General features: G+C 71.4%; 10 protein-coding genes and 1 tRNA gene. 4 read left to right on the top strand and 7 right to left on the bottom strand.

All coding sequences use genetic code 11. The annotated features are described in order from the left end of the window. Positions 1-600: a TetR/AcrR family transcriptional regulator gene (locus tag AC0665_RS34300; RefSeq protein ID WP_468414437.1), complete on the bottom strand. Its 600-nt coding sequence runs from the start codon at positions 598-600 to the stop codon at positions 1-3. 154 nt (positions 601-754) lie between these two features. On the opposite strand from AC0665_RS34300, the gene AC0665_RS34295 reads away from it, so the two are divergent. Then, positions 755-3,985, top strand: a complete 3,231-nt coding sequence (locus AC0665_RS34295) for a S41 family peptidase (RefSeq protein WP_478609653.1) — start codon at positions 755-757, stop codon at positions 3,983-3,985. A gap of 94 nt (positions 3,986-4,079) precedes the next feature. On the opposite strand, the gene AC0665_RS34290 is transcribed toward AC0665_RS34295, so the two are convergent. The 4 genes from AC0665_RS34290 to AC0665_RS34275 all read right to left on the bottom strand — a co-directional run bounded on the left by AC0665_RS34290 (position 4,080) and on the right by AC0665_RS34275 (position 7,771). After that, positions 4,080-4,304: a hypothetical protein gene (locus tag AC0665_RS34290; RefSeq protein WP_468414441.1), complete on the bottom strand. Its 225-nt coding sequence runs from the start codon at positions 4,302-4,304 to the stop codon at positions 4,080-4,082. A 76-nt stretch (positions 4,305-4,380) separates the two neighbouring features. After that, positions 4,381-5,265, bottom strand: coding sequence for an SDR family oxidoreductase (locus AC0665_RS34285; RefSeq protein WP_468636505.1), 885 nt, complete (start codon positions 5,263-5,265; stop codon positions 4,381-4,383). After that, positions 5,262-6,185, bottom strand: coding sequence for an alpha/beta fold hydrolase (locus AC0665_RS34280; protein ID WP_468636503.1), 924 nt, complete (start codon positions 6,183-6,185; stop codon positions 5,262-5,264). The genes AC0665_RS34285 and AC0665_RS34280 overlap by 4 nt, the downstream gene beginning before the upstream one ends. Next, positions 6,182-7,771: a flavin-containing monooxygenase gene (locus AC0665_RS34275; RefSeq protein WP_478706518.1), complete on the bottom strand. Its 1,590-nt coding sequence runs from the start codon at positions 7,769-7,771 to the stop codon at positions 6,182-6,184. Before AC0665_RS34275 ends, AC0665_RS34280 begins: the two co-directional genes overlap by 4 nt. A 155-nt stretch (positions 7,772-7,926) precedes the next feature. Between AC0665_RS34275 and AC0665_RS34270 the strand changes: the two genes are divergently transcribed. Both AC0665_RS34270 and AC0665_RS34265 read left to right on the top strand, forming a co-directional pair. After that, positions 7,927-8,547: a MerR family transcriptional regulator gene (locus AC0665_RS34270; RefSeq protein ID WP_478609878.1), complete on the top strand. Its 621-nt coding sequence runs from the start codon at positions 7,927-7,929 to the stop codon at positions 8,545-8,547. 274 nt (positions 8,548-8,821) lie between these two features. Next, on the top strand, positions 8,822-10,042 hold the full coding sequence (locus AC0665_RS34265) for a recombinase family protein (RefSeq protein WP_478609646.1): 1,221 nt from the start codon (positions 8,822-8,824) through the stop codon (positions 10,040-10,042). A 49-nt stretch (positions 10,043-10,091) separates the two neighbouring features. On the opposite strand, the gene AC0665_RS34260 is transcribed toward AC0665_RS34265, so the two are convergent. Continuing rightward, positions 10,092-10,943: an exodeoxyribonuclease III gene (locus AC0665_RS34260; protein ID WP_478706517.1), complete on the bottom strand. Its 852-nt coding sequence runs from the start codon at positions 10,941-10,943 to the stop codon at positions 10,092-10,094. Between the two features lie 12 nt (positions 10,944-10,955). Here AC0665_RS34260 and AC0665_RS34255 point away from each other — a divergent pair, with 12 nt between their 5' ends. Continuing rightward, positions 10,956-11,444: a GNAT family N-acetyltransferase gene (locus tag AC0665_RS34255; protein WP_478509448.1), complete on the top strand. Its 489-nt coding sequence runs from the start codon at positions 10,956-10,958 to the stop codon at positions 11,442-11,444. A gap of 184 nt (positions 11,445-11,628) precedes the next feature. Here AC0665_RS34255 and AC0665_RS34250 read toward each other — a convergent pair. Beyond that, a tRNA-Ala gene (locus AC0665_RS34250) sits at positions 11,629-11,702 on the bottom strand. Positions 11,703-11,767 lie beyond the last annotated feature (65 nt).

Below are 11,767 nucleotides of genomic sequence, written 5' to 3'. Positions count from 1 at the left end.
CTACTCGGTGGGCACGCCGAGGGCGGGGAGGACCACGGCGTCGATGTACGAGGTGAGGAAGGCCTGGGTCGGCGGCTGATCGTCGATCAGCGTGCGCGTGGCGAAAGCTCCCACGAGCATGTGCACCACGTAGTCCAAGGCAGGGCAGTCGGCGCGGACCTCGCCGCGGTCGACGGCTCTGTGCACCACCCGGTGGAACTCTTCCATCTCCGGCTCGATGAGCAGTTCCTTGAAGGCCCTGAGAAGGTCCGGGTTGGCATGCACGGCCATGAACAGGCCCCGCATCAGCGCGGCGTTCTGCTGCATGGCGCAGTCGTCCTCACGGGCGGTGAGGGCGTGGAGGTCGCCGCGCAGGGATCCGGTGTCGATGTCGGCGATGCTGCCCGGCTTGTTGTGCCGGATCGCCTTCGCCACCAGCTCGGGCTTTCCGCCCCACTGGCGGTAGAGGGTGGCCTTGCTGGAGCGGGTGCGCGCCGCCACGGCGTCCATGGTGAGGGCGTCGTAGCCGACTTCGCGGAGCAGGTCGAGCACGGCCGCGTAGAGCTCGGCCTCACGCTCGGGGGTGATCCGACTGCGACGCGCGGTGGCGACCTCAGTCATCTCTTCCGCCTTCCTGCTCCGAACGACACTGTTTCGTACACCGCCAAGGTAGCGCACCCCTCATGAAAACGAAACCGTTTCGTACATCTGCCGGGTCACAGCGGTCGGTTCGCCTGGAGTTGCCCTGGTCCGTCCCCCGGCAAAGCATGAGGACGTGACCTATCTGCGTCTGCCGCACCTCCATGACGACCTGCTGTGCTTCGTGGCCGAGGACGACCTCTGGCTCGCCCCGCTCGACTCCCCCGGCCGGGCCTGGCGGCTCACCGTCGACCGGACCAAGCTGGGCCACCCGCGCTTCTCGCCGGACGGCCGCCACCTGGCGTACACGAGCTGGCGCACCCTGGTGCCCGAGGTCCACGTCGTCCCGGTGGACGGCGGCCCCGGCCGCCAGGTGAGCCACTGGGGCAGCGCCGACACCCGGGTCTGCGGCTGGACACCGGACGGCGAGATCCTGGCCGTGGCCTCCCACGGCGAGCCCTTCTCCTACTACACCTGGGCCTACAAGGTCTCCCCCGACGGCGACCCGGGCCGCAAACTGCCCTGGGGGCCGGTCTCCGACATCCAGGTCGCCGACGTGGACGGCGAGCGCAGGTCCCTGCTGCTGACCGGCACCCCGCCGCACGAACCGGCCTCCTGGAAGCGCTACCGCGGCGGCGCCACGGGCAGGCTCTGGCTGCACGGCGAACGCCTGCTGGAGGGCCTCGGCGGCCATCTGCACTCCCCCATGTTCGTCGGCGGCCGGATCGCGTTCCTCTCCGACCACGAGGGGGTCGCCAACCTCTACTCCTGCGCCCCCGACGGCTCCGGCCTGCGCCGGCACACCGACCACGACGCCTTCTACGCCCGGCACGCCGCCAGCGACGGCACCCGGGTCGTGTACCAGTGCGCGGGCGACCTGTGGATCGTCGACGACCTGTCCCCGGACTCCGAGCCGCGCCGGCTGGACGTCCGGCTGAGCGGGCCGCGCACGGGGCGGCGCCCCTACCAGGTGGCGGCGTCCCGGCACATCGACGGGCTCTCGGTCGACGAGACCGGACGGGCCGGCGCGGTCGTGGTGCGCGGCAGCCTCTACTGGCTGACCCACCGGGACGGCCCGGCCCGCGCCCTCACCGACACCCCGGGCGTGCGGGTACGGCTGCCGGAGATGCTCGGCGGCAGCGGACGGGTGGCGTACGTGACCGACGCCGAGGGCGAGGACGCCGTAGAGATCGTCTCCCTGCCCCGGGCCAGCGGCGACCGGGCACCCCGGCGGCTGGCCCCGGGAGCACTGGGCCGGGTGCGGGAGCTGGTCTCGGACCCGGAGGGCCAGCGGCTCGCGGTCGCCTCGCACGACGGCCGGCTCCTCCTCGTCGACGTCACCGAGGACTCCGACGGCGAGGTCACCGAGCTCATCCGGTCCGTGAACGGGCCCGTGCACGACCTCGCGTTCTCCCCGGACGGGGCGTGGCTCACCTGGTCGCACCCGGGCATCGGGCGGACCCTGCGGCAGATCAAGATGGCCCGGCTCGCCGACCGGCTGATCGTCGACGTCACCAACGGCCGCTTCGAGGACGAGAACCCGGTCTTCACCCGCGACGGCCGCTACCTCGCCTTCCTGTCCTGGCGCGGCTTCGACCCCGTCTACGACGTGCACACCGGCGACCTGTCCTTTCCGCTGGGCTGCCGCCCGTACCTGGTGCCGCTGTCCTCCGCGACGCCCTCCCCGTTCGCGGTGAACCCGGAGGGCCGCCCGGCCGCCGGGGGCCTGGACCCGGTGGAGGACGACGACAACGGCGACAACGGGGCCGTGACCGTCGAGGTGGAGGGACTGGAGAGCCGCGTCACGCCGTTCCCGGTGGCCGCCTCCAAGTACTCGGCGCTGTACCCGGTGGCGGGCGGCGGGCTGGTGTGGCTGCGCTGGCCGATCTCGGGCGCCCTCGGCGAGACGTTCGCCAACCCGGACGACACCAGCGGCCGGCCGACCCTGGAGCACTTCGGCATCACCAAGGCCAAGAAGTCCGAACTCGCCCAGCACCTCGACTGGTTCGCGGTCAGCGGCGACGGCAGCCGACTGGTGATCGTCGACGAGGGCGAGCTGCGCGCGGTCCCGGCCAACGAACCGGGCGACGGCGACTCCACCGTGTGGATCGACGCGCGCCGCATCCTGCACGTGGCCGACCCGGCGGCGGAGTGGCGCCAGTCCTACGAGGAGGCCGGGCGGCTGATCCGGGCCTACTTCTGGGACCCGGGCATGTGCGGCATCGACTGGGACGGGGTGCTGGACCAGTACCGCCCGCTGGTCGAACGGGTCGCCTCCCCCGACGAGTTCGCCGACCTGCTGCGCGAGGTCCTCGGCGAACTCGGCACCTCCCACGCCTACGTCGCCGCCGCCCGGCGCAACGAGGGCCCGCCGCACTACCAGCGCCGCCAGGGCCTGCTGGGCGCCAACTTCGTGCGCCGGGACGGCGGCTGGATGGTCAAGCGGATCCTGCCCGGCGACTCCTCCGACTCCAAGGCCCGCTCCCCGCTGGCCGGCACGGGCATCCGCGAGGGCGCGCTCCTCACCCACGTCGACGGCCGCCCGGTGGATCCGGACGCGGGCCCGTACCCGCTGCTGGCCGGCGCGGGCGGTACGACGGTAGAGCTGACCTTCCGCCCGGCGGGGGGCGAGGGCCCGCCCCGGCGGGTCGCGGTCGTCCCGCTCGTCGACGAGCGGCCGCTGCGCTACCAGGACTGGGTGGCCAAACGCCGTGCGGTGGTGCGGGAGTTGAGCGGCGGCCGTTGCGGCTATCTGCACATCCCGGACATGGGCGGTTCGGGCTGGGCGCAGTTCAACCGCGACCTGCGCATGGAGGTGTCCCGCCCGGCGCTGATCGTGGACGTGCGCGGCAACGCGGGCGGCCACATCAGCGAGCTGGTCGTCGAGACGCTGAGCCGGACCGTGCTGGGCTGGGACCTGACCCGGGACGCCCAGGCGGTGTCGTACACCTCGAACGCGCCACGGGGTCCGGTGGTGGCCCTGGCGGACGAGGCGACCTCCTCCGACGGCGACATGATCACGGCCGCGTTCAAGCTGCTGAAGCTCGGCCCGGTCGTGGGGCAGCGCACCTGGGGCGGAGTGGTCGGCATGACCGGCCGCCACGAGCTGGGCGACGGCACGGTGATCACGGTGCCGATGAACGCCGCCTGGTTCGACGCCTACGGCTGGTCCGTGGAGAACAAGGGCGTCGCCCCCGACATCGACGTCCTGCGCACCCCGCTGGACTGGGCCGAGGGGCGGCACGCCCAGCTGACCGACGCGGTGGAGCTGGCGCTCGGGCTGCTGGAGAGCAACCCCCCGGCGACGCCGCCGACCTACAGCGACGTACCGGACCGCTCCCGCCCGAAGCTGCCGCCCCGGCCGTGAACCGGCGGGCCGGCGGGCGACGAACGGACCGGCGGGCGACGCAGCGGAAAGGGGCGCCCCGCTCGGGGGCGCCCCCTTCCTTCACCGCGTGACGTCAGACGTCGTAGTCCTGGTCGAAGCGGTCCTCCTGCTCACGCTCACGCTCGCGCTGCGGCTCGGAGCGCTCGCGGTCACGGTCGCGCTGCGGCTGCGAGGGGTCCATGTCCTCGTCGCGCCGGCGACCGCGGCCCTGCATCTGCTCGCGAGCCTGGTCCGCCTTCTGGCGAGCCTGGTTCTGCCACTGCTCGGACTTCTCCTGGAACTGGTCCTTCATACCCATGTGGGTTCACTCCCGTTGGGGGTGAGGGGATCTGGCTCGATCAGATTCACACGGGCCGTGACGCTGCGCATGTCGATCACTTACGGAGCGTAGTGCGCTGCTGCTCGTCGGCCGCCCCACCGGCTCCGACCAGGCCCGTGCGCATGCCGGTCAGCCGGTCCGCGAACCGCCGCATCTCGCGCTGGCCCACCGTGCCGATGACCGCGGGCAGATAACCGCGCACGCCCTGCATCCCGCGCAGCCACCACTGCCCGTACACATGGCTCGACCGCCGCTCGATCCCCTCCACGAGCCGGTCCACGGCCGGGCCGAGCGGGTAGGTCTTGTTGGACGGCCAGGGCAGCCGCTGCCTCAACTCCCGCATCACGTCGTCCTGATCGGCCCCGCGCACCATGTCGGTGTCGGTCCACGACAGGTATCCGACGCCCACCTTCACGCCCCGGTGCCCGACTTCGGCCCGCAGGCTGTGCGCGTACGCCTCCACGCCCGACTTGGACGCGCAGTACGCGGTCATCATCGGCGCCGGGGTGATCGCGGCGAGGGAGGCGATCTGGAGCAGATAGCCGCGGCTTCGGGTCAGCAGCGGGAGGAAGGCACGGGCGGTCACCGCCGAGCCGATCAGGTTGACCTCGATCACCCGCCGCCAGGACTCCGGGTCGGAGTCGGCGAACGGACCGCCTGTGGCGACACCGGCGTTGGCCACGACGATGTCGACCCGGCCGAAGCGCTCCTCGACCTCGCCCGCGACCCGGGCCATCGCCTCGTGGTCGGTGACGTCGGCGTGCCAGTGGTCGCTGTCGCTGTGCAGCCGCGCGGAGACCTGCTTGAGCGCGTCCGGCTCCAGACCGACCAGCGCCACCTTCACCCCGCGCGCGGACAGCTTGCGGGCCAGCAACTCCCCGACGCCGCGCGCCGCCCCGGTCACCACGGCGACCTTGCCTTCGAGGCTCACCCTGCTCATGCGCTCTCCTCCGTGACGACCTGGATGTGTGCGTGGACCAGTTCACGGATGGTGCGCGTGACCGGTCCGGGCGCCTCGACGGGCGTCATGTGGCCGATGCCGGGCAGTTCCGTGATCCCGGTGCAGTGCGGCAGCGCGGCGGCCAGGGCCCGGGCCTGCGCCGGCGGGGTCAGCCGGTCCGCCGTACCGACGATCACGGCCGTGGGCACGTCCAGCTCCCGCACGCCGTGGTCCAGGTCGAGCAGATCCAGCACCTGCGACCAGGCGTGGCGGACCGTGCGGGGGCAGGCGTGCACGATCCGGGCGCACGCCTCGATCATGTCGGGGGCCGAACCGGGGCCCATCGTGCCGTACTTGAGGATCCGGCGGGCCAGTGGTGTGACCGGCCCGAGCGGGGCGCGGGAGCCGAGGATCCGCCGGGTCAGCCAGGTGCGTACCGGCCCGGGCCGCAGCGGGACGACGGTGGAGGCCGCGACCAGCTGCGAACTGCCCGTGCTGCACAGCAGGACGGCGGCCGCGTGCGCCCGGAAGGCGGGCCTCCCGGAGGCCGCCATCACGGTCATGCCGCCCATGGAGTGCCCGGCGATCACGGCCTGTTCGCCGGGCGCGAGGGTGGCTTCGAGGACGGCTTCCAGATCGTCGGCGAGCGCGTCGGCGCTGCACGCCGGGCTCGCGGGGCTGCGGCCGTGCCCGCGCTGGTCGTAGGCGATGACCCGGTGGTCGGCGGCGAGGTCGCGGATCTGCGCCGCCCAGAAGGCGGTGGAGCAGGTCCAGCCGTGGGCCAGGACGACGGCGGGGCCGAACTCGGGCCCGTGGATCTCGACGTGCAGCCGGGCACCGTCCGCGGAGACGGCGGTCAGCTCGCGCGCCGGGGCGGGCGGGGCGTAGGCGCCGGAGTCGACATGCGGGAGGCGGCTCACGCGTCCACCCCCGCGTTCTTCACCGCGGTGGCCGTCTCCGCCGCGGTGGCCGTCTCCGCCGCGGTCGCCTTCCCCGCCGCCGTGGTCTCCTCCGTGGCCTTCTTCGGCGCGGACGCCCGCAGGACGTCGTACTCGGCGAGGTCCACCCGGCGCGTCGCCCGCCGGAACTCGGCGGTCGTGCCCGGCCAGATGGTGGTGTTGCGGCCGCTGGCGTCGAGGTACCAGCTGGTGCAGCCGCCGGTGTTCCACACGGTGCGCTTCATGCGCTCCTGCACCCGGTGGTTCCAGGCGCGCACGGCCTCGGGGCGGGCGTCGAGGGCGACCCGGCCGCCGAGGACGTCGAGCTGCCGGACGTAGTCGGCGAGGTAGTTCAGCTGGGACTCGATCATCAGGATCATCGAGGAGTTCCCGAGGCCGGTGTTGGGCCCGATGACCGTCATCCAGTTGGGGAAGCCGGCCGCCGAGGCGCCGCGCAGCGCCTCCATGCCGCCCTTCCAGGCCTCGGCGAGGGTCCGCCCGTCGGCGCCCACGACCCGGTCGGCGATCGGCATGTCGGTGACGTGGAACCCCGTGCCGAAGACGATCGCGTCGACCTCGGCCTCACTGCCGTCGGCGGCGACCAGGGTGGAACCGCGCACCTCGGCGAGGCCGCTCGCGACGACGTCCACATTCGGCCGGGCGATCGCCGGGTAGTACTCGCTGGACAGCAGGATCCGCTTGCAGCCGATGCGGTAGTCCGGGGTGAGCTTGGCCCGCAGCGCCGGGTCCTTGATCGCCCGGGCCATGTTCCGCTTGGCCAGCTGCTCCACGAAGCCCAGCTCGTTCGGACGCTTGGTGAACGCCTGGACCTGCAACTCCCGGATGCCCCACAGCAGTCCGCGCCTGACCTGCGAAGTGAAGGGCAGCCGCCGGTGCAGCCACCGCTCCGCGTCACTGATGGCCCGGTCCATGCGGGGCATCACCCACGGCGGGGTGCGCTGGAACAGGGTGAGCCGGGAGACCTGCGGCTGGATCGACGGCACGATCTGGATGGCCGAGGCGCCGGTCCCCACCATCGCCACGCGCTTGCCGCGCAGGTCGTAGTCGTGGTCCCAGCGGGCGGAGTGGAACACCTTGCCCGGGAAGGACGCCAGGCCCGGGATGTCCGGCACCTTCGGGTCGGACAGCGGCCCGGTGGCCGAGACGACCATGTCCGCCGACAGGCTGCCGCTGCTGGTCTCGATGTCCCAGCACAGCCGCTCGGCGTTCCACGCCATCCGCTTCACCTCCGAGTCGAAGCGGATGTGCGGCCGCAGCCGGAACACGTCCGTCACGTGCTCCAGATAGGCGCGGATGTGCTGCTGCCCCGAGAAGGTGCGCGGCCAGTCGGGGTTGGGCGCGAAGGAGAACGAGTACAGGTGGGACGGCACGTCACACGCGCACCCCGGGTAGCTGTTGTCCCGCCAGGTGCCGCCGACACTGCTCGCCCGCTCCAGGACGACGAAGTCGGTGACGCCCTCGCGGCGCAGCCGCACGGCGGCCCCCAGCCCGCCGAACCCGGACCCGACCACCGCGACCCGTACGTGCTCACGTTCGCGCTCGCCCATGCCGACACCTCCACACACCACGAGAACCGCGCCAGTGAACACTGGCGCAATGGGAGCGTAGGGCAGCGGCGTACCGATGGGTAGGGGGCGGGGCCAGGAAAGTTACCCTCGGTACGCCTTAAGGTGCCCAGGTGGCCGAGAAGCGTGAATACCGCATGGAAGAGCTGGCCCGCCTCGCCGGGATCACGGTGCGCACCCTGCGCTTCTACCGCGAACGCAAACTGATCCCGCCACCCCGCCGCGAGGGCCGCATCGCCTGGTACGACGACCACCACCTGGCCCGGCTGCGCACGATCACGGCCCTGCTGGAGCGCGGCCACACCCTCAGCGGCATCGCCGAACTGGCCGAGGCCTTCGACCACGGCCGGGACGTCGGCGACCTGCTCGGCGTCGGCGGCCCCACCGAGGAGGAGCCGGTCCACCTCACCCCGGAGGAACTCGCCGACCACTTCGCCGGCGAGGCCACACCGGAGAACCTCGCCGCCGCGATGGAACTCGGCTACCTCGGCACCGACGGCGAGGAGATCGTCCACATCAGCCGCCGCCTGCTCGACGTCTCCTCGGCCCTCGTCCACGAGGGCATCCCCCTCGCGGAGGTCCTGGCCGCGGCCCAACAGGTCCGCACCCACGCCGACGCCCTGGCGGACCTCTTCACCGACCTGGTCCTGCGCCACGCCTCCGAAACCGACCTGCCCCGCCTGCGCCCACTGGCCCGCAGCGTGGTGGAGGCGGAACTGTCGCTGGCGCTGGACCGGAGGATGCGCAGACAGGACTAGCAGTCGAGGGCGATCACACCTCAACTGTCCAGCCGTGCAGGGAAATTCACCCAATCGGGGCAGTTTCTAGACAAGAACCGACGAAACATCGTTCGCACTCCCAGAGTGAGATCGAAAAGGCCCCGGCGACTGTGCGACCAGTCCCGGGGTGTGGCCGACACTTACCAGGAGCGTCGACGTGCCCAAGCGTAGTCTGCAGCCGTCCCGACCGGCTTCGACTCCGATCGAAAACCTGCGAGCTCTGGGAGCCGTACGTCTCAGCTGTCTGACGGCAGTGACCACCTCGCCCGCCAGGCAGCGCGCCTCGATCCAGCTGTGCGCCCGACAATTGGGGTTCACACTGATCGCCGAAGCCTCGGACCTCGGGGTGTCCGCACGCCATCTGTCCCCCTTCGAGAGGCCCTCCCTGTCGTCCTGGCTCCAGCGCCCGGACGAGTACGAAGCCATCGTGTGGTCACATGTGGATCGCGCCGTACGATCGGCGCTCCACATGTCCGAGTTGATCGAGTGGAGTCGACGGAACTCCATCAGACTCGTCTTCGGAATGCCTGAGGAACGTCAGCCGCTGGTGATCACTTCGCAGGCCGCTGGCGACACTGTCCGCCGCTGCATGGATCTGGCCTACGCCGCGGAGCGAGAAGCCCGCGTCATTTCTGCTCGTCTCACCAGCACCCACGAAGCGCTGCGCGCCGCAGGCCGATACGGCGGCGGTCTGGTGCCATTCGGATACAAGAAGGCACCGCACGCCTCCGGCGTCGGATGGAGTCTCGCACCTGACCCTGAGACCGTCACCGTTGTCCGCGCGATCGTGAACGGCGTCCACTCGGGGCGGTCCCTGGTGGCCATCGCTCACGAACTCGAGACCACGGGCGTCCTGGTGCCACGTGATCGCCACGCATACCTTCAGGGACGCCCCACGGGTGGGCGGCGACACGGTCGTGACTTCGAGCGCTTCCGCTGGACAGCAGGCAGCCTCTGCAAGATCCTTCGCACCCCGACGCTGATGGGTCACCGTGTGCACAAGGGGAAAACCGTCCGTAACGCTGACGGCTCACCGGTACTGATCGGTCCTCCGTTGCTCAGCGAAGAGGAGTTTCAGGCGCTCCAGGACACCCTCAACGCGCGGTCGAACGGCCCCCGCCGCAAGCGTCGGGAGACGTCGCTGCTGATCGGGGTCGCGCACTGTGCCGGGTGCGGTGGCCGCATGTACTTCGCCACACGAAAGGCGTACGCATACGGTGACTATGTCTGCCGTGCTTCCGCCCGGGGCACGACCTGCGCTGCTCCCGCCGGCATCCGTGCGGACTGGCTCGACGAGTACACCATCAGCCGCTACCGCGAGGCGTTCGCCACGGACGGGGAGGTGACTCGGGAGCAGTTGCTCAGGGACGGAGTTCGCGTCACAGTCGTCAAGGGGCGGTCGGGTGGCGGACCGGAGCGCCTGGCCGGACCCGATACCTCGCGTCTGACCTTCACGATCGGGTCGCGTACTTGATCTGCCCTGCGACGCGTGGGGGGAGCCAGAGTCGGCCCCCCCATCTATGTCACATCTCGAAGACGACCGTCACGGGAGCATGATCCGACCACCGTTCTTCATGGCTGGCGGCCCGCTCCACGAACCCCTTGACCGCCCGCTCGGCCAGCCCGGGGGTGGCCACGTGGAGGTCGATCCTCCAACCTGAATCGTTCTCGAAGGCCCGCCCCCGGTACGACCACCACGAGTACGGCCCCTCGGTGTCCGGGTGCAGGGCGCGTACGACGTCCACGTAGCCGCCGTCGCCCGGGGCGAGGACCCGCCCGAGCCACTCCCGCTCCTCCGGCAGGAACCCGGAGTTCTTCTGGTTGCCGCGCCAGTTCTTCAGGTCGGCCCGCTCGTGGGCGATGTTCCAGTCGCCGCAGACCAGCACCTCGCGGCCCTCGGCGGCGGCACGCTCCCGCAGTTCCTTCAGGTAGGCGAGGAACTCGCCCATGAAGCGTTCCTTCTCCTCCTGGCGCTCGGTGCCGACCTCGCCGGAGGGCAGGTACAGCGAGGCGACGGTCACGCCCGGCAGGTCCGCCTCCACGTACCGGCCGCTGCCGTCGAACTCGGTGGAGCCGAAACCGACGCGGACCCGGTCGGGCTCGCGGCGGCTGTACAGGGACACGCCGGCCCGGCCCTTGGCGGCGGCCGGCGCGTGCACCACGTACCACCCCTCGGGCTCCCGGACGTGCCCGGGCAGCTGCTCCGGCTCGGCGCGCACCTCCTGGAGGCACAGCACGTCGGCTTCGGTCTCCGCGAGCCACTCCACGAAGCCCTTCTTCGCGGCGGCACGCAGCCCGTTCACATTCACAGAGGTCACAGTGAGCACTCCGGCACGATACCGGCAGACTGGACGGGGTCCAGTTCCGGATCGCATACGGTAGCGGCCATGCACATACGCCGGGTCTCCTTCGACCACCCCGACGCCGTGAAGCTGAACGACCAGGTCCAGGCCGAGTACGCCGTCCGCTACGGCGACGAAGGCGACGCCACGCCCATGGCCGCCGCGGATTTCGACCCGCCGAACGGCGTCTACCTGATCGCGTACGACGAGTACGGCACCCCCGTCGCCTCGGGCGGCTGGCGCGCCCAGGACGCCAACGAGGAGGGCAACCTCGACGGCGACGCCGAGCTCAAGCGCATGTACGTGATCGACGGCATGCGCGGCCGGGGCCTGGCGCGTCGCATCCTGGCCGCCCTGGAGGAGGACGCCCGCGCCGCCGGCCGCGTCCGCATGGTCCTGGAGACCGGCACCAAGCAGCCGGAGGCCATCGCCCTGTACACGTCCAGCGGCTACGAGCCGTGCGCCAAGTTCGGTTACTACCGCTTCCACGACGCGAGCCGCTGCTTCGCGAAACTGCTCCGGCCCGCCGGCTGACAGGCCCTCACCGACCGACTGAGCGAAGCCTCATGGGTCCTGCGGCGCGCGCTGCCGGGCGATCGCCGGATGCGGCGCCGCCCAGGGCGGCGAGCCGAGGAGGAAGATCACACGCTTGGGCAAGGACGTGGCGCTGAACACACGTCAGAGCCCGGTCGGTTTCCCGACCGGGCTCTGAGCTGCGTGGACCTGAGGGGATTTGAACCCCTGGCCCCCTCGATGCGAACGAGGTGCGCTACCGGACTGCGCCACAGGCCCTTGCAACGAGTGAAACTTTAGCACCCCGATCGGCCTGCTTGGAAATCCGTTCCCCAGCGGCGGTC

Source organism: Streptomyces sp. NPDC043685, from assembly GCF_056436585.1.
This window is presented reverse-complemented; position numbering and strand designations above follow the sequence as displayed.